Below are 18239 nucleotides of genomic sequence, written 5' to 3' on the forward strand. Positions count from 1 at the left end.
GGTTTGCAGGCATGGGCCAGGGTTTGGGCTGCGCTCAGCGAGTCCGTGGCGAGGCTTTCAACGTGGCCAGCGGCGACATTTTCCTTTGGGAGCGTATGTGGCAAGACACCGCCAAATATTTAGGGATGGAAACAGCGTCGCCGGTTCCGTTGACGCTTGCACGCCACATGCACGAAAAGGGCGAATTGTGGCGAGAGATCGCCGAGCGCCACAATTTGATCCAGCCTGATCTGGGTAAGCTGGTCGGCTGGGGGGATTCAATCTTCCATACCGAAACGGTCATCATCTCGGATACAAATAAAATCTACTGATTCGGATTTACGGAAAGGGTCGATTCTAAAGCTTCGTTGTTCAAGGAGCTGGATAGCTTGAACAAGCAACGAGTGCGTAAACGAAGATGTACGGACAACGTTAAAGCCGTGCGTTGATCCATTCCCACACATTCTTGCTAAGCCAACCTTGGTGCTCTCCTTCGTTGATCTTAGTGACAAAAATACGATCATTGACGTCGAGTTTAAGTCTTAGGTCATCAGAAACTTGAGTCGCAGTAGCGGCGCTGTTAAGCCATCTAACAGACTCCAATCCTGGATCGCTGACATTCTGATAGCGATCCAAATGTTGTATGAAGGCTTGCCGAGCTTGGGCGTAATTCCCACGCTCTTTATTGAGGTTCCATGTCACCATAAAAATAGCCATTGACTACTCCTTGTTGAGCCGTGATGGGCTTCACAGAGATTAAGCGAAGGCAAAACGAGAGTCTACATGTCAGGCAGTTCCAGCCATTACGGTATTTTTCACGGCTATAAAATCCTCTCAAATACGCTGCGCACGCTTGCGTTAGCCTAGGCGTGAAGAGTTCTCTCCTTACTCAAGGGCGGACGAACTCAGCGCTCCTAGGAGAATGCCCGCTTCCTAACCCCCCCCAATCAGCATGTCGCCTATGAGCCTCGAGGCCGTTGGGCTTCTGCCGGATACCACTGTGGGCTTTTCCTCCTCGTTAATCGATCCATCTGCTCATTGCCTACCATATGACCGAGCAGATCGAGTCCGTGCATGCTCGGACTGCATCGCCACGCTATCCAGCGTTTGAGACTGCAAGATGTGTTTGCCAGCCGCTTGTTCACCGGAGTGTCTCCAGAAACCCTTTTCGATCGATTGGTTTGTGGGCGAACATCGGTTGACACTTTTGTGGAAATGCATAAAAATTCAGTTGACAGATTTTTCGATATGCATAGTTTTTGAGGATCCGCCTGATGCTTGAGACTCAACACCCCAGCTATTTCGAACCAAGACTGCAGCCTGAATACTTGGACAGGTTTTGTCAGGAAGTATCTTCCGTCGCTTACGGTGCGTTGGAAGATTCCACTACCCAATACGACACCGCATACACGCGCGGCACGCTGCTGTTCGGTCGACTGCAGGGGCTTTCCCAAGTCTTAGGTAAAGACAAGTCGTTGCCTTGGCTGGAGTTGAGAAATGCGACCCTGGACTTCACGGTAAGCGTAAACGGCGTTCTTTTTCAGGTGGTCACGGACAATCCTCAAGACATCAGGAAAACTCACCGCATTAAGGCCAATCCGCTGGAGCAACACCAACTGAGTTTGTTCGAGGTGTCTCCAGAGGTTTGCACTTGGCGGGTTTACCTGTCGAGCAACCAGGACCCTGAATTCCCTAAAATCGAAACGGCGATTGTCGGTTTTGACGCCAATCTGAATGTCGTTTGCCTTTGGAAGCATGAGCAGAGATCAGGTGTGTCTGTTCGAGCCATGGAGCAGCATCCTCAGGTCGATGTAACTGAAGCTCAACCGCGTCGTAAAAAGAAAGACGCAGATACGGACACTGCAAATGATGTTGGCCCGATAGATGGATGAAAGAACGCAACAGCTCACATTTGGCGAAGAGTTTTCTCCCGAGAAACTCCGGTTGGCCAGATGCGCCGCAGGCCTTTCGCTTGCGGAATTGGGTGTGCTGCTAGGGGTTAGCCGGCAGTATGCGCACAAGCTCGAAATTAACACTATTCCTAACAGGGCGCAGATCGAAGTGCTCAGTAAGGCGTTAGGCGTTACCGAGGGATTTTTATCGAGCCCTCGGCGTGGCTCTGTGGAGCTTGAGCAATGCCATTTTCGAAGTCTTCGCTCGTCTACGCAAACAGTGAAGAAGAGCATCGCCTCTCAAGTTGAGTTGTTTGAGCTGTTCCTTGACGGATTGGAAAAGGAAATCGATTTTCCCGCAGTGAAGTTCTCCACCTTTGACGAGACGCTCCTGAACCACGACTCGATGGAGGTCGCCGCTGAGCGATTTCGACGTGAGCAGTCGATTGGTATAGGCCCAATCGCGAATATGACCCGTTTGGTGGAAAGTGTTGGTGTTTTGGTTGTAAACCTCGCGGATGCTGATGACCGAGTCGATGCATTCTCGTTGTACAACAAGCGACCTCTGATCGTGCGCAACATCGCGAAGGAGAACCCATGTCGTCAACGCTTCGACATTGCTCATGAACTGGGTCACCTGGTCATGCACCAGGGGGTCGAGACGGGATGTCGCACCACTGAAGATCAGGCCAACCAGTTTGCGAGCGCCTTGTTGATGCCTCGTGCGAGCTTTGCAGGAGAGTTTCCTCCCATGCGGGGGCAGTACCTCAATTGGTCTGCACTCCGGGAGCTCAAGCTGCGTTGGAAAGTGAGTTTCAAAGCGCTCATTTACCGTGCGCAGACACTGAATCTGATCACCCAGGATCAGGCACGGTCGGGATTCACCTATCTCAATCGCAACGGATTCACTCGGCGAGAGGAGCTGGACGAACAGATTGAGATGGAATCTCCCAGCCTTGTTCAGAAGGCTATCGAGCTTCTGGATCATGCAACTTGGCGCGGTATCTTGAAGGATTCAGGACTTACAGATGCGCTTGTCACCGATCGCTTCATGCTCAGGGTGCCTGTGGCTCCGTTGTCTCTCGTCAAGTGAAGGCCTGATTCAATTGGGTGAATCGCCCCGAATACTTTAGCTACATGAACCCCGTCGGCAGGTATCCCTTGCTTATGTAGCGAGCCTGATTGAGTCGATGTGGATCTCAGGGAATGGGCGTGGATAAGTCGGGCGCAGCCCCGAGGAGTGGAGGTTATTTGAAGTCGTCTTGACGGGCGAAATGGCGGGTGTCAATTTGGCATCAAACTGCTGAGTCATGGAGGACGTGTGAAGATCACGATCAATGTGTTCTTGCTTAAGGCAGGAAGAACTGTTCTCGACGCGTTGACTGATGAATCCAGGCTGCGGCCCATTTCATTTTCACTGCAGGGCGTCGAGTGCCTCTTCTACCACCAGACCAATCCGTCTCACCCGAAATGGACACAGCTGTTCAGCAATATTGAGGAAGTCGCGCAGCTGGATCTGACAGGCCGGTCGCTCAAGGCGCTCCTGGTCATGGCGGTTCAGGATCGAGTGTTTTGCTTCACGTTCGGTCACGCCCGGCATCTGATTGATGCACTTGGAATCGAGCGCTATTTTGGACTGAGAACAGCGTTAAGCCTGACGGATCCGCTACTCATCAAGTCAGTGGAAAAGGCGAGCATTGATCGAACCCCGCTGCGTTCAAAAGCGCAATCTTCAAAGCACTTGGCCATTTCGGAGTTCGATTTTAAATTCGACTCGGAGATTCTCAAGTCGCTCACTGGAGTCGTTGAGAGCGACCAGGATGAAGGCGAGTATGTGAGTGGCTCGGACTCCTTGGCTTTGCACTCCGATGTCAGGCTCGAACAACTTCCCGAGATCGCTGCTCGTCTACTGACGGCTTATGAGGACGAGCGATGCAAGGAAAAGTACCCGTGGATGGACTTCATTGTCCCGGTACGAGATGCAACGCTCGTGGCGCAGCTTGATGAGCAACTGGTGGTTGCGATTAACGCTCAAGAGTTTGATCGAGTCCGCACGGCAGCTCCCCAGCTATTATCTGATGACATTAGCGGCTTTGGTTATCTGAGGCACCGTGCGCGATCGCGTAACGGCCCTGCGATTGCCTACGATCTGGATCTTCGACAGGTGCTCCTGGCCAAGCAGATCCTTGGTGCGGTCACGCTGCAATCGCTGAGTTCGGAGCGCATCTACCTGTATGGCGCGGATGAGCAGCAACTCGCTGCCTGGCCCGTGTACGGTTGCCTTGAGGCGGAGATCGAATTCGAAGAAAAGATCTACCTGCTAAGCGAGGGGGATTGGTACCAGATTGATCGAGACTACACGGGTCAGGTCAACCAATACTTCGAAGCGGCTTCCCGATCTACCCTCCAGTTCCCTCGGTACGGTACCGACCAGGAAGGCCCGTACTTAAGACGGGTCGTCGACAACGTAAATTTCTTTCTGCTTGATCAGAAGCTGATTCGTTTGAGCGGTGCTGCGAGTCCATTTGAGTTCTGTGACCTGATGACGCCGCAATACGACATCATCCACGTAAAAAAATACTCATCGTCCAGCGTCTTGAGCCATCTGTTCTCCCAGGCGTACGTGTCCGCTGAGGCGCTTATCAATGATCCCGACGTAACGGCGCAGGTTAATAGACATCTCGCTCAGGAGGGGGAGTTTCAGTTCGTATTCGACTCGGCCACACAGCCTAGAAACAAGATAGTATTCGCCATCATGCAACCCAACGAAGTCCTGCATATGCCCTTCTTCTCAAAGGTCAACTTCAGGCAGTTTTCCCAGCGATTGATCGCTATGGGCTACCAGGTTGAGGTGTGTAGGATTGGTAACTGAAAACAAGGGCGCTCTCAACTACACCAGGAGGCCTCGCAGCCCATAGCTTGGAAGAGACTGCCGAACTGGTTCAGGTGTCTCCGGTTTTTTCGGAGTCGCCAGTGACGAACATCACTAGGCACGGAGGTTTTTGTGAAAGGTAAAAGCTCAGTTTTCTACACATGAGCCGATAACCAGAAGTGGCGTGGAACCTTTGAGTATCGAAGCTAAGGTGAGTGAACGTGAGCTATGAACGCTGGCTCTCAACGGTTGTCTCAACCGTGGAAGGATGGCATTCATTCGCTTCTGAAGAAGGGGGAGTGTTCACTCAAGCTCCCTATCTGTATACTGATTGAGAAACTGAAAGCTCGAACGCCTGCAAAAATTTCCTAGGCTTCGATGAGCTGCAAGCACTAACCCTACCGATTGTGCTTAGCTTAGCTCACATGTTAATTTGAATTATCCATGCCGTTTCTTGAGAGAAGCCATGAGTCTGATTGCACTGATTGAACTCACCAATCGTAGAAAGTATGAAGCCTCTGACGTTCGCGCCGCGCGAATGGAAGAGAGCCGTGAGCGCCTGCGCCAATACGACCAAGAGATTGAGAAGCGTATCGCTTCCCAAGCCGTGAGCCAGGCCCTGCTAGCTAAGACCTGCAGCCTCTAACCTATTCTCGAAGGAAAAAGCAGCCGGATGGCTGCTTTTTTTATGCCTATGACTCCGTACCTTGTTTCTGAATTCGCGAAGCCGACGATCACCAATCTTGTCAGGGAGTGCTTTGGGTATAACTTTCCGGACATTTTCAGCAAGGATCAGGTCGACTACCTGTTTACCTATCTGACCTGCCTGGAAGCCAAGACAGTGCTTCTGGAGTTCAACTACGTCGACAAGGACTACCTGGAAGACTTTTCACGCTACTACGTTAAGCGCTTCGGCAACGACGGCCACAAATGTGCGCGCCTCCATTTTTTCTCTTCGTCCGTCGATCACCGTACGATTACATCGATTTTGAAGCGTGGTGAAGCTGCTCAGGCCGAAATCGATGACCTGAACAGCGACTACCTTGGCTTTATGGTGATCAAACCGTTGCCTCGAACTTTCATTGGGAAGACCTGCCTGAAGGTCATGCCGGATGAACGAAGCGAGAGCAAACGTAAGCGACGACTCGCTCGTGAATACAGCGTCGACCTGTTCGGGATCTCGCTCAAGGTGGAGTCGATTGCCTTTCAGGAACAAGACAAGGTGGTTGCCGCCTGTGCAACGACGGCTATTTGGGCTTCCTTGCATGCGCTGAAATTGCGTAGCACACGCAGTATCCACTCGTGCAGCGAGATCACGATCAACGCCATCAACCATGTTGAAGACTCATCCAACAGCTTTCCGAATCAACAACTGAGCAACAAGCAAATTTTGCGCTCATTAGACGTTGAAGGATTGCGCTACCACGCCAAGAGTATGGAAGCACCTGACAAGCCTTATTTCCTGCAGTCAGTGATTGCGCATATCAACAGCTCGCTTCCCATGATTCTCACAGGCGAAGTGTTTTCCCAGGTGCTTACGGCTCCTAACACGGCTGCAAATGATGCCAGCCTGGACTGTGCTTCGGCTGGCCCGGAAACCGCGAGTGAGTCGCAAGCACAGGATGTGACTGACAGTCATGGTGGGCAAACGGCTAAGCCTGTGTTCAAAGCCCGTGGCGGACACGCCATTTGTGTGGTGGGCTACAAGGTTGATCAGGACGAACAGGTTTTATACGTCCATGATGACCGGCTGGGGCCCTATGCCCGGGCCAAGCTGATTGGAATTGATGGGTATAACTTGATAGAAGGCTCGGCTCCACGCGACATCAAGTGGGCGCTTGGCCTGCAACGGATGAACGAGGCGGGTGGTTGGGATGAGCCACATGAACTGATCACCCCTGATTTTTCCGTGGTTCCTTGCGACAGAAAAGCACGTCTTCCTTTTATATACGTGTATGAAACCTCCAATCTCATCGTCAAAGAACTGAAGAATATGGCAGGTGGCGAGCCATTGGATTTTTTAAGCTACGAAATTGAGCTGCGTGAAATTTCTGATATCCGAAGTGAGGTGTTGGCACATATTCCCGACACTAAAAACCATCATAGTGATGAGGTTCTTGATGCCAGTCCGGAGCAGGTAGAGGCATGGCAAGCGAAAAAAGTCGAATTCCTGACGACCAGTTATGCTCGCCTTCAGTGGGTTGTGTCATTTAACAACGAAGACATTCCGCTCTTCAAAGTGCTGATCGATGCGAGCGAAATTCCTCAAGGGAATGCTGTCTCCGCCATTCTTGCCTATGACATTTTTATGGGCGAGGCGTTGCTCGATTTGATTCGGCAAAGTGCTGATCCGGATGTGGTGGAGGTCAACTCCGGTCACTTTTATCAGTCTTTCCTTCGGCGTTTGAAAGCGGACGAATCAAGCCGTACAACGTATCTGGACAAGACCTATGGCTCGCCACGCGCCCCAAAAAATTTACGTGCAAGTGAGTTCGAAGGTGGGAATATCGTACTGAATAGTACGCTGGAGACCTTGTACGAGCCTAATGGAATAAAGCTGTTGGACATGTTCCCGACCTTCGCAAGCGGTGAAGTCGGCAATTTGATCTGGGCGGTTTCTCTAGATGGTGATTTGTTAATCGCCGCCGAGCATGACGGTCGTGGACATCCCAGTATCACGGGTTTCAAGCCCGCTCGAATAGCGGGTGAGATCAGGCGTCCTACAGAAGGCGAATCGCTCCTCATTAATGTGGAGTCAGGACGTTACAGTCGCGACTACGTCAATCGGATTGAGCTATTGGAGAATGCAAAAAAACGCTTTGAACGCTATTTCCCTGAGCAAACGTTCGAGATCCAGATAATAGAGGGGCGCTGAGCGGGTGGCATTGAGCTCGTAGCCGCCATTACGACTCATGTTGCGCACCGTCGGGATGCAGATGCGCCCGTTTTTCTCATGAAAAGTGAAGGTGTTCGTGCCGGCGCCGATTGATCCAGTTGCCGAAATGCTACTGATCCAGTCTGACTCATCTCGAACCTTCGCCTACGCTGGATTTGTACCAATTTGGAGGTGGGGCTGTCTTGCGTCGGCACGTGGGTCAATTCGGTGTCGGCGTGAACACTAGTGATACCCAACCGGCAGAAGGTGGACGTGGATGGGTTACGGCAGACTCTCAAAGCCCGGTGCCCTCGAAGCCGCAAATTTGATTACACTGGGCCACCACAATATAGGAGCTATACCCATGAAAACCTGTACCGTTTTTGGGGATATGCAGTCCGACAGTGCCGCCGAACAATACCCGACCGTGACCCTGTGTAATGAATGCGTCGAGCAGGACGCCCTGGCCGAAGAGGATAATCAAATTGTCAGCCAGGGAGCCTACGACGAGTCTTTCGGCGACAGCTGTGAGTGGTGCGGAATCACCAGCGCCGAGGAAGAGGGTGCCGCGCAGTAGCGGCTAGGTCTAGGTATAGGTGCCTCGGATCTAGGCCTCTCTCAGAGCCCCACCTAAACAAGCCTCCACAAAGGGCGGTTTTTCTGTCTACACAGGCTCAGTTTTCATTGCCTGCATGCACCTCGTACGGGGTGAAGCGGATCACTTCTTGGTCCAGCCATTCATTGATCTGCATCAGCCTGGCCTGCTCTCGCTCAATCTCATTCATAGCCCATACCTGAGTTGCGTTACGCACCGCCCGGAACCCTCCTGCGTTCTGCGGGGCCACACTCATTAACTGCGGCGGTATGCGCAGCATGGCCACTCGTTTTTACCATTCAGTTCGGTGTACCTATTTCCCTGAACTGAGTTCAACCCTGGTGACACAAAAAAACCGACACGCCTAGGTCAGAACGCGGAAAACTGAGCGATAAGACCGGGATTGGTTGTATATCGATAGCCCTCGGCTATATCGCTGGCGGGATTCTGTAGTAAAGCGATTTTCACTTTGACGCGCTGCAGAAGGAAGCTACTACGGTATTTTTCGTTCATGCCGGTAGCCCCCGCGACGGACTCGTTAACGAGATCAAGAGCCTCCTCTAACTTGCCCAGCTCGAGTTTTACCTGCGACAAATTGTGAGCCAACCAAATCCGGCCGCTCTTGTCTTCTATCGTATCGAGGATAGTCTCCGCTTCTGCGTAGCGACCAAGTTTATAAAGCGCCTCGCCCCATTTGCGCTTTTGATAGATGTTTGGCGCTTTCAGCGTCTCAAAAGCGTCTAGAGCGCGGGTCAGGTAAACGGCTTCGTCGTCGACGCCCGCTGCGAGCAGCATGATCTCCGCATAGCCGCCCCGGCTCTGGTCATCGTCTAGCATCAACGGTGTTGGTTCGGGCAGGCGCGCCAGTACGCTTTCGACCCGCTCCGGTGCATGCCAGACCAGCGCTCGGACAAAGCTAGCGACAGAGTGATAGCCTTGCGGTATACCGATGGCGGCACTGTACAGCGCTTCCCTTAAAAACAGCTCCTCATGCTGTTCGATAAGGTCACCAGCCCAGGTCTGACGAGCGCCATTGAGCGCGTCACCTAGAGCCATCAGCAGTGAGGGAGACACGGTTCCGTTGTCCAGCTTCGTAGTGATGATCTCTGACGCATATCGTTTTGCCGTCTCATAGTCTTGAGGCCTGCGACCGACAGACCGCACCAGTTGAAGTTTGGCATCATTAAGCGAGTGGCTGGCGACCACCTCCTCGAACAAGCGCTCTGCTTCGGCATGTTTCCCCAGGTTACGGAGCGTTTTTGCATGGTGGTGCTTGATTACAGCGGCTTGACGTGCACTGAGATCAGCCATGGCCTCAAGATCGCCGTAGGCCTGCACGACCGTTCCTAGCCATTCTACGGCAGCCGCTTCCCCTGACGCTTGCCAGAGATAGCGTTCCTTTGCTTCGATTGTCTCGAGGACGACCAGGATGGCCACGTCGTTATTGGCCGCGCCCAACGTCTTGAGCCGCTGAGCCTCTTCCAATGGGTTGGGCAGCAAATGGATCTGAATGGCGCTGCCTATCCAGACCATCGACAAAGCGTATAGGAATGCCGGACGACGATCACCTTTCTCGACATTACTGGCGATCTTGCCCTTCAGTTGCGATGCGATCAGCTGTAAGCCATGTCCGTCCTCGCGGATCTGCTGGAGAATGAACGCCTCGAGCTTACTGTCGATTTGTCGTGCCTTCTCTTCGGTTAGCCAATCCAACGAACTAAGGGCGGTGAAGACGATATCGTGGATGCGGACCGACGCTTCGTTCTCGGGGGCGGTCAGTCCGTGACGCTCGAATGCTCTCAAGCGAAGCGGTCCGATAACGTACTTGAAGAACGCGCGATCGCAGTGACTTTGGCCCGCCCACTGGAACAGGCACAGCTCTTCCCCTAGTGCCGGTTTTAGCCGTCCGAGAATTCGGTCAGCAAGCCGTGCGCCACCAACCGGTAGATTAGCGACATTGGCGCAGTCCTCGGCGAGTTCGTTCCACGACACGCCCTCGTAGGCGGCGGCATTAAGCATCACCAAGCTAAGAGGATGACCGCCGACTGCGCGCCAGATCGTCTGGAACTCCTCCATAGACGGCTGGGTGTCAAGCCCATTACCAAGCAATTCGCGAGCCTGTAGCTCTTTCATAGTAGGCATAGCGAACGCTCCAGGTGACGCGTTTTGCCGTGTGATCAGAATCCGAGAGTTCGGTCCACATAATGCGGCTAACTGTTCTACCACGAGACTCGGGTTTGCATCGTCTACGACTAAGAATGTGCGGTTCCTGCGCAACAGCGCACTGACGTTACGCTCGGCACCGCCGCGCTGGACCGGAACCGACGAGAGCCGTTCGACACTGTCGATGTCGCGACCGCTGACCCAGAACCTGTACTCGAAACGGCGTTCGCTACGCAGTAGACAGGCGGCTGCGGCTTGTGACTTGCCAATGCCGCCAATGCCGCCGATCTCGACACACGGCGCTGTTTCTAGGAGCCGGTCCAGTTCTGCGTCGATCGCCTCATTTTTAACATAAAGCGCGCTCAGCGGCGGAGCGTTCAATGACGCGGGGTGGTCATCGCGGATCTCAGCCAGGACGGGTAGATGCTGGGCCAGGTCGTCGATCGCATCGTCACGTAGCATCAGCGTGTCAATGATGGCCTCGGCGATAGCGCGACTGTCCATCAGGTGGAGGCGTCGCCCGACCATGCGGTCCTGCTGGAGGGCCGCATTTACCATCGCTTCGATTACGCCAGTTTCTGCGCGCTGCGAACTCAGCAGATAGATGTCTTCGGCCAATGGTGCCAGCGTGAGAGTGTGGTCGAGATCGCTCCAAGGCTTTTTCATTGCGCCCGAAAAATAACCCTTCACGATCGACGCCTCGACGACGATCCGGCCATCTTCGGAAACGGCATCCAACGCTCCCCCGACGGGGCTGCCGCCTACTGACGAACCGCGCTGCACCAACCTGACATCGTTCATTCGCTCAATCAGGATGACCCCAAAACGCTCGAAGATAGAGCCAGGTGCCAAGATGCCAAGCGAGTCAATCACGCGCTGGATGAGCAGATTGCGGGTTTGCGGATTCATGAAGTGTTCCGGGTATTAGTAGATCTGAGGCGACGTGCCACGGCCGCTTAGTTCGTTGCCGGAGAGTCTCGCAGCAAAGGTTCGACCAATTGCCAGATATCGCGCGCAACCGCACTTGGCGACTGGTCCGCATCGATGAGATGACAGCGTCTCGGGTTCTCAAGTGCCACCGTTAGTAGCCCGTCTTGGATGGCCGCGAAATCCCGCGTCGCTTCCGCCGGGTCGGCAACGCCGTCGTGACGCTGGCCCCGCCGATGCTTTGCGACCTCGATCGGAAGGTCGAGGATGATCGTCAGATCCGGGAATGTGGATCCCACGACGATGTCGCGGGTCGACCGGAACAACTGGTGCAGGTCGACGTCGGACACCGCAACCTGAAACGCGTAAGTCGAATCGATGAAGCGATCGGAGATGACCCACTGGCCATTCGCTAATGCTGGCCGGATAATACTTTGTACGTGATCAAATCGAGCAGCGCTTACCAGCAAGAGCTGCTCTACGGGATCGAGTCGGCGGTCGGGCCGTGTCAGGATCGCCCTCACTTCCGCACCCAGTTGTCCACCATCCGGTTCCTTTGTCTGTAGCACCGATTGACCGGCGCTTCTCAGATGCTCAACAAGTAGCTTAACCTGCTCGGTCTTCCCGCTACCGTCGATGCCCTCGATACTTATAAATGGCATGTGCGTCCTTTCTGCTCAAACACAAGGAAGTGGTACTTAATGAAGCGTTCGAATACAGTTGCATTCGTATCTGCCGGTATGTTGTCGCCGAAGAAGCGCGATCATATGCTTGCGCGCCGGCAGCTATATCTCAACTACGGTGCATTATCGCTGGCAACGATCCTAGATGCCATGGGGACTGAGACCCTGCTGTTGCATGGCGAGCACAGCGAACCCGCCGACGTGCTTGGCGTGCTGCTCGATAAAGGCGTATTTCCGTCTCGGTTGCCAATAATGCTATCCATCCCCAGCTTCTATGCCCTTCCGTGGGCGCAGACTTTTTGCCGGCTAGTGCGTAGCGTTGATCCAGACGCCAGAATCATTGTTGGGGGACGTTGGGTAGTTGGGCCGGATCCTGACTGGTTGCATGCGAAACTGCCCGAGGCGAACCTGCTCGTCCCAGGGCTGGCAGAACCGCTTATAGCAAGCCTCCTCACGAACTCGCCGGACTTGCGCCGCCTGCCTGCGCCAACACCAGATTTTGTCCTGAAGCATCCCTTGATATCAGGTTTCGAGCGCTATCAACCGAGTATCGAGGCATCGCGCGGGTGCGGCATGGGCTGCGCCTTCTGTGAGGAGCGAGATATCCGGCTTGAGAAGCTACGTGCGCCGGAGCAGATTGCAAGTGCATTTGCGGCGGTTGCTAGCCAGTATGGCGACAGCGAGATCCGACCCTATTTCCAGTCATCGATGTTCGCGCCTAATGAGAAATGGGGAACAGGCCTAGCGAATGCCTTTCGGGCAGCGGGCCTCAATGTCCAGTGGCGGACGGAAAGCCGCGTCGATGCGCTCACGCCTGAAACGATCGCCTGTCTCGCCGAGGCAGGTATGAAGGTACTCGATCTCGGGCTCGAAACGGCGTCGCCGACGCAAATCCTGAACATGCGCAAATCGCCCAATCCGGATCGCTACTTAGAGCGAGCGTCTACTTTGCTCAAGGCATGCAGCGATCATGGCATCGCCGCCAAGGTCAATGTCTTGCTTTATGCCGGGGAAACGACCAAGACTTTAGACGAAACGCGTTCGTTTCTCGATGAGCACAAGGGTTCGATTACCGGAGTCTCGGTCGGCCCGGTCGTGGCCTATGGCCCACCGAAAACTGCGGACATTCTTTTACGTGAATGGTCAAGGAGCGGTGCTGCGCCGGTCGACCCAAGTAGCGCGAACGACAGCGGGATATCAATGATTCATCTCAGCCATGATTTCGACGCAAAGTCGGCTGAGGCCGCAAGCTTGGAATTGTCTAGGCGCTACATGGATGCAGACGCATATTTCTACCTGAAGAGCTTCTCTTATTACCCGCGCGACTATACGCGTGCGGACTTTGATCGTGATGTTGCGGCAAGCGATACATCGCAGTTGCCGTTTCGCGCCTTTCCACGTTTCCCGTCCTGACTGGAAGAAAATGTCGATGGGCAGGCATCTGTATCGCTGAGCGTGAACAAACTGACCCTGCCTCGATTCCACGTACGGCAACAAGTTGGAAGCATCAGATGTATAGGGAGTCGAGATGAGAGATAGCAATGCGCCCAAGCGGGAGTACACGGACGGGTTTAGTGCGGAGGCAGCAGGCTGGCCAAATCAGTAGCGTGCGCGTTTGGATGTTTCGCTCGCCGAATTCGATGGTATTAGCAGTCTTCATAAACCATGGTTTTACAGAGCTAGCTGCTACCGCGGACGCGGCTTAGGCCGCAATTAGCCTGAAGCAGTAAGGAGATCTATAAAGGGAACGATCAGCATCGTACGGATCGCCATCGAAAGCAAATTACCAATATATGAAGCAGATATTTCGGTAATAGCCCAGTAATTGTGCAGACTAATGGCGGGGCGATCAGCGCATCCAGCAGGGCACTTGTGGTGATGACGGTAGTGCTGCCGCAGTTGGTCAATACGGCGGCGGGCACCATGGACACCAAAGGTAAGTAGGTCGGGTATCTGTCTGGGCCCGACCCGCTGCGCGAATATCTCAAAAAACTGGATTTAGCCGGCCAACACATCTGAGGAGCAAAGTAATGGAAAAGTTCGGTGGTCGGCACGTCGGCGTATGGGGCACCTCATTTTTTTGTCCTATCCAGTCGCAAGCACGCCTGTGGCAAGTCGGTGAATGTTTGTTATTACATCAGGCGCCGCGTTTGGGCTTTGACGACAAGTTGTCAGCTTTGGTAACAGGCCGAGTATCGATGAGCGGGAGGAGAGGAATTTCGTCCCCTCCGGTCTCAGGCGTAATGATTGATGCACCAACCACTGTGGCCTGATCAGGAAACGGGGGAGTAATCCCCCCCTCAGGATGAAGACTCCTAGTCGGCGATGAAGCCCCGCGTTCTCCATGTAGCTCGGACATAATCCGGAAATTTGTAACCATCGCCTAGGGTCAGCCTATCTGCATGATCCGAGACGATGATTTGCGGAGTTACGCCTGTCTTCTTACCGGTTTCGTCACAGAACTTGGCCAATTGAGTGAACATGTTGGTCACAGCACTCATGTCTGCGTCGACTGCGTCTTCACGCTTGGCCTGTTTTGAAAGCTCTTGGGCATCGAAATCCTCTGCGTCATCCAGTGAGGCAGGGAAGTACACCTGGGTGGGCTGATCAAGAAACAGGATTGGAGGGATCTTGCATCCTTTGTTCGATAGCGCTGCGAACTGGTAGTGCAGGGACATGAACAAGGCGAGGTGGGAGTACAACCAGTTCGCACCGCTTCCCATCGAGCGCAGATAGACCCGGGTATTATGATTTTGCTGATACCACAGGTCGAACGTTTCAACGTCAAAGCGCAGCTTTGAAGGCTTGTACGTTTCCTCGAAATCGAAGTGGTTGCCAAGCTCACACATCTTGGCGTCGATCTCATTGCTTAGCGTTTTCAACCTGTCCTTGATGTCGTATTTCTCAAGTAAACCGGCCAGGCGATCAACCTCCGAGCGCAGATTTTTTTCTTCAGTGGCCAGCTCCGACTCAGGTTTGTCCAACTGATCTTGAATGGCGATTTCAAGCCGAAGTTTGGCCTTGGTGGCCTGCTCATCGATTGATTTGGATGTCTTGAGCTTGGCAATTTCTTCATCGAGTGGCTGGATGTCGGCCTGGATACGACGCAGCTCTACGTTCACCCTATCGAGCGCTTCCTGAATGTTTCGGCGCTCTGCTGCGAAACTCTCCCGGGCATAGGCGGACAGCTTGAGTTCGTCATTCAACCACTCAATAGCGCCTACGAGTTTGTTGGCTTCCATGGCTGGGGTGCTGGTGTGAGCCTCGCAAAGCGGGCAATGAGCTTCGGACAGCTCAATGGAATCGGGCAGTGTCTCAGCGGTCATGCTCAAGCTGAATTGTGTTGCAGAGGTCAGAGACTCATTGACCAGCCTCATCTGACCCTGCAGCTTGCGCTTCTCGATGAGCTCAGCAATTCGTTGAGCGTGAAGTTCAGCCCGGCGCATTTCGACCTGATCTGAGAGCACGTCGATTTTGACGGAGCGCCCGGAAATCATCTTCAGCATCGTCGCGGGTTTGCTGTAGATGTCCTCAGCCGTGGCATCAATTAGAGGAAGACCTGCCAAGGACTTGAACTCGGTCAGGTAACGGTTGTAGCGAGCTATCGCAGCTTCTTTGCGCTGAGCTTGCTTGGGAATCTGCGCCTGGATTTTTTTGAGTTCGTGCTTGGCAACCTCATGATCCCGGTACAGATCAAAATAAGCTTCGTCCACAAGACCCATCAGGATCTTGAAGTGATTGATCGCCTGGTCACGTTTTTCCTTCTCATCGAAGCGGTAGAAAATCGCGTGCTTGTTGGCCACTAGGTTTTGATGCTGAAGCATGAAGGAAGAAAAACTGCGTACCGACGGAGTGGCAGATTTGTTGCGGCCGGCCGCTTTCAGGTACGGGTCTTCGTCGATGTTTTCCAGCGTGATCGCAAAATAACGCCCGAGGCTTTTCTTGAAGTCTGCCAGTGGCATGTAGTGCTTGGGATCGAAGAAGGCCTTGGGTTGCTCGACTAGTTGGAGCAATCGATCTGGGTCGGAGCCTTGCACCTCAAGCAAAAAGCATCGGTCGGATTTTTTCTTGCGTGCGGCCACGATGAAGTAGCTGGGAAATTGCAACGCGATGAAAAAGGTCTCGGCGCGCTCAGTGATCGTGCCCACCGGAATTGTGTCTTCGGTGCTACCGAGGCAATAGTCGAATATTTCCAAGACCGCACTTTTGCCAGTGGATGACTTGCCAGTGATGACGTTGAGCCCAGGCTCGAGTCGCACCTTGTGAATTTTGTCTTGAGTGTCGACTACGCCGATGTACCGCAGAAAGCATTTCATAGAGACTTGAATCCTAACGTCCTGTAGATGGAAACGACGTCTGCCTCTGCGCAGACCATGGAAAGACGGCGGGCGGCTTCGAGTTGTTTGGGGTTGGCATTGGAGGCCCTGACGTCCCCGACCGACTTCACAGTTAGGTCGTCGGTGATCTCGATGCTTTGCTCTGCTTGAAGGACAAGCAGAGCGGCGTTGGTAAGGGATTTGAACTGCTGGGTGTTGTAGGTGAGCCCTACCAGCCGCGACTGCTCTTTGCAGAGCGTGCGCAGGTTGCTGGTCTTCCTCACGGCCAGCAGGTACGTCTGCATGGCCGGGTACAGCACCATGGGTAGAACCAGATAGCTCAACAGCAGGTCTCGCTCCCTAGGTTCGGAATGGGCGAAGAAGTTGTGGATCACCGGTGCCAGTGCGATGGGGGAACGCTGAAGCGTGAAAAGGTGTTCAATGGGTTTTGCACTCATTTCCAGAGCCTCCAGTGAAACTCCTTCGCTGAGCTTGCGGGCACTGCATCTGCGAGCATGTGGTAGATGCCATTGCGGAATTCAACGGGCGTGTCTTCGTAGTTTCGGAAGCCCACGACATCCAATTCACAGCGCGCGTAGTAGAACTTGAGGGATTCCTGCTTCAGTTTCGAAACCGACCAGGTTTCGTCGCAACCGATCATCAGTTTTGCCCTGCTGGCACTATGGGTGCGCATATGGTTTTTGCTATAGCTTTCCACGTCGCTCTGTGACGTGGTGCAGTCCTTGATCAGCTCGGCAATGTATTCGTGGGCATGAAGCAGATCGGCAGTAGCCTCAAGAATAAGCTCCTCCTCGCCGCCGATCTCATCTAGCTTTTGGGCGTAAATGCGGTCACGCACATTCATCTCGGCAGCTTCCCGCTCGATCTCCTCAGTGTTGACACGGGGGAATTTCACCGAGCCAATCAGGTAGCGGGCGGTGAGCTCTGTGAATTTGCTGTCGAATTCCGCGGTGGTGAACCGCCATCCTTCTGTGACCTTGACGGCGCTGGTCATGAAGCCAAAGAGGTCATTCAAGAAGTCGTCCATGCGATGCTCATGGATACTTTTAAGGTGGGCCCTCTTGTACCTGGCGATCAAGCCAAGCAGGTCAGGTTGCTCGGTGATGATCTTGACCTTGGGCAGGGCCTCCATCAGCGATTCACGCATGGCTTTTGCCATCACCTTGCGCTGCAGGGCTAGCGCCTTAGAAGGCCCTGGAGTTTTTCCTCCTGTACCACCTTCTTCGCTTTGGTCAGCAGTTGCCACTTTTTCCTGCTTGGCCTTTTCGAAGCGAGCCTCGGCATCCTGGAGAATACTTTCCAGCGCAGCCAGACGCTGATCAGCATTCCACTGATGCCAATCTTTGATAGCTGCTCGCTCACCATAGGCCTGAGTCGTCAGCAGGATCAGGTTGGCGTATTGCTGATGATTGAAATCAGGCTTTAGCCAATTATTGAGAGTGTTCCAGAGGTTTTCATGGCTGTCGGTCAGGCTGTCGCTGTACTCCTTAACCTCAACCTGATCACGGCCTTCGACGGTGACATCTCCAAACACCTCGATCCAAAGGACATCGTCCTTATCAAGGGTATGGCAGTAGTCGATCGCTACGTGGATTTGGTACTTCAGGGCTTCGTAGAGCTTTGATGCGTCAAAATCGAGCTTCGCGTTCACAGCAACTCCAATCTTGGAAACAAGATCGGCCAGTGAGTAGCTAACTTCGCCATCCTGGCCAGGAAAATCCACGATACTGTATTGATATACAGGTTAAATACATTCAGAGCGCAATCTTATCAACCCAGGCTGGCTAAACGCCATCCGATTGAGTCATGCCGTTATTTTTTTAATCGAAAAGGTTAGAAAGACTTCTCGATCAATATGCCTCTGCGACCGTCGAATAACTTTTCCGCCGCCAGAGCAGGTCAAGGGATGCAGAGCG

The 18239-nt window shown here is 53.5% G+C and carries 15 protein-coding genes; 8 read left to right on the top strand and 7 right to left on the bottom strand.

Annotated features, from left to right (window positions below; genetic code table 11):
- The first annotated feature begins 11 nt into the window (after nucleotides 1-11).
- Nucleotides 12-311 carry a hypothetical protein gene (locus PMI28_RS30840; RefSeq protein WP_177318991.1) on the top strand — a complete coding sequence of 100 codons (300 nt, stop codon included), beginning with the start codon at nucleotides 12-14 and terminating at the stop codon, nucleotides 309-311.
- Nucleotides 312-411: 100 nt separating this feature from the next.
- On the opposite strand, the gene PMI28_RS01410 is transcribed toward PMI28_RS30840, so the two are convergent.
- Complete coding sequence (locus PMI28_RS01410) at nucleotides 412-696, bottom strand: hypothetical protein (protein WP_007992481.1); 285 nt, start codon at nucleotides 694-696, stop codon at nucleotides 412-414.
- Nucleotides 697-1253: 557 nt separating this feature from the next.
- Between PMI28_RS01410 and PMI28_RS01405 the strand changes: the two genes are divergently transcribed.
- The 6 genes from PMI28_RS01405 (at nucleotide 1254) to PMI28_RS01380 (ending at nucleotide 8195) form a co-directional block, all read left to right on the top strand.
- Nucleotides 1254-1871, top strand: coding sequence for a hypothetical protein (locus PMI28_RS01405; protein WP_007992482.1), 618 nt, complete (start codon nucleotides 1254-1256; stop codon nucleotides 1869-1871).
- A complete protein-coding gene (locus tag PMI28_RS01400) occupies nucleotides 1864-2964 on the top strand; it encodes an XRE family transcriptional regulator (RefSeq protein ID WP_007992483.1) in 1101 nt (366 codons plus the stop codon). Before PMI28_RS01405 ends, PMI28_RS01400 begins: the two co-directional genes overlap by 8 nt.
- 228 nt (nucleotides 2965-3192) lie before the next feature.
- Nucleotides 3193-4743, top strand: a complete 1551-nt coding sequence (locus PMI28_RS01395; RefSeq protein WP_007992484.1) for a TIGR04141 family sporadically distributed protein — start codon at nucleotides 3193-3195, stop codon at nucleotides 4741-4743.
- 466 nt (nucleotides 4744-5209) lie between these two features.
- Complete coding sequence (locus tag PMI28_RS01390) at nucleotides 5210-5389, top strand: hypothetical protein (protein ID WP_007992485.1); 180 nt, start codon at nucleotides 5210-5212, stop codon at nucleotides 5387-5389.
- Between the two features lie 27 nt (nucleotides 5390-5416).
- Nucleotides 5417-7618 (top strand): hypothetical protein, encoded by a 2202-nt coding sequence (locus PMI28_RS01385; protein WP_007992486.1) that lies wholly within the window; start codon nucleotides 5417-5419, stop codon nucleotides 7616-7618.
- A gap of 364 nt (nucleotides 7619-7982) precedes the next feature.
- Nucleotides 7983-8195 (top strand): hypothetical protein, encoded by a 213-nt coding sequence (locus PMI28_RS01380; protein WP_007992487.1) that lies wholly within the window; start codon nucleotides 7983-7985, stop codon nucleotides 8193-8195.
- Nucleotides 8196-8292: 97 nt separating this feature from the next.
- Here PMI28_RS01380 and PMI28_RS30175 read toward each other — a convergent pair whose 3' ends face one another.
- The 3 genes from PMI28_RS30175 to tmk form a co-directional block, all read right to left on the bottom strand.
- Entirely contained in the window at nucleotides 8293-8493 is a 201-nt protein-coding gene (locus tag PMI28_RS30175) for a hypothetical protein (protein WP_007992488.1), read from the bottom strand.
- 89 nt (nucleotides 8494-8582) lie between these two features.
- A complete protein-coding gene (locus PMI28_RS01375) occupies nucleotides 8583-11285 on the bottom strand; it encodes a tetratricopeptide repeat protein (RefSeq protein ID WP_007992490.1) in 2703 nt (900 codons plus the stop codon).
- Nucleotides 11286-11332: 47 nt separating this feature from the next.
- Complete coding sequence (gene tmk, locus PMI28_RS01370) at nucleotides 11333-11965, bottom strand: dTMP kinase (RefSeq protein ID WP_007992492.1); 633 nt, start codon at nucleotides 11963-11965, stop codon at nucleotides 11333-11335.
- 39 nt (nucleotides 11966-12004) lie between these two features.
- On the opposite strand from tmk, the gene PMI28_RS01365 reads away from it, so the two are divergent.
- Nucleotides 12005-13399: a B12-binding domain-containing radical SAM protein gene (locus tag PMI28_RS01365; protein WP_007992494.1), complete on the top strand. Its 1395-nt coding sequence runs from the start codon at nucleotides 12005-12007 to the stop codon at nucleotides 13397-13399.
- Between the two features lie 902 nt (nucleotides 13400-14301).
- Here the strand turns inward: PMI28_RS01365 and PMI28_RS01360 are convergent.
- From PMI28_RS01360 to PMI28_RS01350, 3 genes are read right to left on the bottom strand one after another with little or no spacing between them, the layout of a single operon-like run.
- Nucleotides 14302-16302, bottom strand: coding sequence for a DUF3732 domain-containing protein (locus PMI28_RS01360; RefSeq protein ID WP_007992497.1), 2001 nt, complete (start codon nucleotides 16300-16302; stop codon nucleotides 14302-14304).
- The gene (locus PMI28_RS01355; RefSeq protein WP_007992499.1) at nucleotides 16299-16760 is read right to left on the bottom strand and encodes a three component ABC system middle component; all 462 of its coding nucleotides are present in this window, start codon (nucleotides 16758-16760) and stop codon (nucleotides 16299-16301) included. The genes PMI28_RS01360 and PMI28_RS01355 overlap by 4 nt, the downstream gene beginning before the upstream one ends.
- Nucleotides 16757-17974 carry a hypothetical protein gene (locus PMI28_RS01350; RefSeq protein WP_007992501.1) on the bottom strand — a complete coding sequence of 406 codons (1218 nt, stop codon included), beginning with the start codon at nucleotides 17972-17974 and terminating at the stop codon, nucleotides 16757-16759. The genes PMI28_RS01355 and PMI28_RS01350 overlap by 4 nt, the downstream gene beginning before the upstream one ends.
- Between the last annotated feature and the right edge of the window lie 265 nt (nucleotides 17975-18239).

This window comes from Pseudomonas sp. GM48 (assembly GCF_000282335.1).
GTDB lineage: Bacteria > Pseudomonadota > Gammaproteobacteria > Pseudomonadales > Pseudomonadaceae > Aquipseudomonas.

What these genes read in the sequence shown, in the direction of transcription:
- PMI28_RS01400 (WP_007992483.1), top strand. Translation starts at nt 1,864, where the DNA reads ATGGATGAAAGAACGCAACAGCTCACATTTGGCGAAGAGTTTTCTCCC.
- PMI28_RS30840 (WP_177318991.1), top strand. Translation starts at nt 12, where the DNA reads ATGGGCCAGGGTTTGGGCTGCGCTCAGCGAGTCCGTGGCGAGGCTTTC.
- PMI28_RS01390 (WP_007992485.1), top strand. Translation starts at nt 5,210, where the DNA reads ATGAGTCTGATTGCACTGATTGAACTCACCAATCGTAGAAAGTATGAA.
- PMI28_RS01355 (WP_007992499.1), bottom strand. Translation starts at nt 16,760, where the DNA reads ATGAGTGCAAAACCCATTGAACACCTTTTCACGCTTCAGCGTTCCCCC.
- PMI28_RS01385 (WP_007992486.1), top strand. Translation starts at nt 5,417, where the DNA reads ATGGCTGCTTTTTTTATGCCTATGACTCCGTACCTTGTTTCTGAATTC.
- tmk (WP_007992492.1), bottom strand. Translation starts at nt 11,965, where the DNA reads ATGCCATTTATAAGTATCGAGGGCATCGACGGTAGCGGGAAGACCGAG.
- PMI28_RS01405 (WP_007992482.1), top strand. Translation starts at nt 1,254, where the DNA reads ATGCTTGAGACTCAACACCCCAGCTATTTCGAACCAAGACTGCAGCCT.
- PMI28_RS01410 (WP_007992481.1), bottom strand. Translation starts at nt 696, where the DNA reads ATGGCTATTTTTATGGTGACATGGAACCTCAATAAAGAGCGTGGGAAT.
- PMI28_RS01365 (WP_007992494.1), top strand. Translation starts at nt 12,005, where the DNA reads ATGAAGCGTTCGAATACAGTTGCATTCGTATCTGCCGGTATGTTGTCG.
- PMI28_RS01380 (WP_007992487.1), top strand. Translation starts at nt 7,983, where the DNA reads ATGAAAACCTGTACCGTTTTTGGGGATATGCAGTCCGACAGTGCCGCC.
- PMI28_RS01375 (WP_007992490.1), bottom strand. Translation starts at nt 11,285, where the DNA reads ATGAATCCGCAAACCCGCAATCTGCTCATCCAGCGCGTGATTGACTCG.
- PMI28_RS01360 (WP_007992497.1), bottom strand. Translation starts at nt 16,302, where the DNA reads ATGAAATGCTTTCTGCGGTACATCGGCGTAGTCGACACTCAAGACAAA.
- PMI28_RS30175 (WP_007992488.1), bottom strand. Translation starts at nt 8,493, where the DNA reads ATGCTGCGCATACCGCCGCAGTTAATGAGTGTGGCCCCGCAGAACGCA.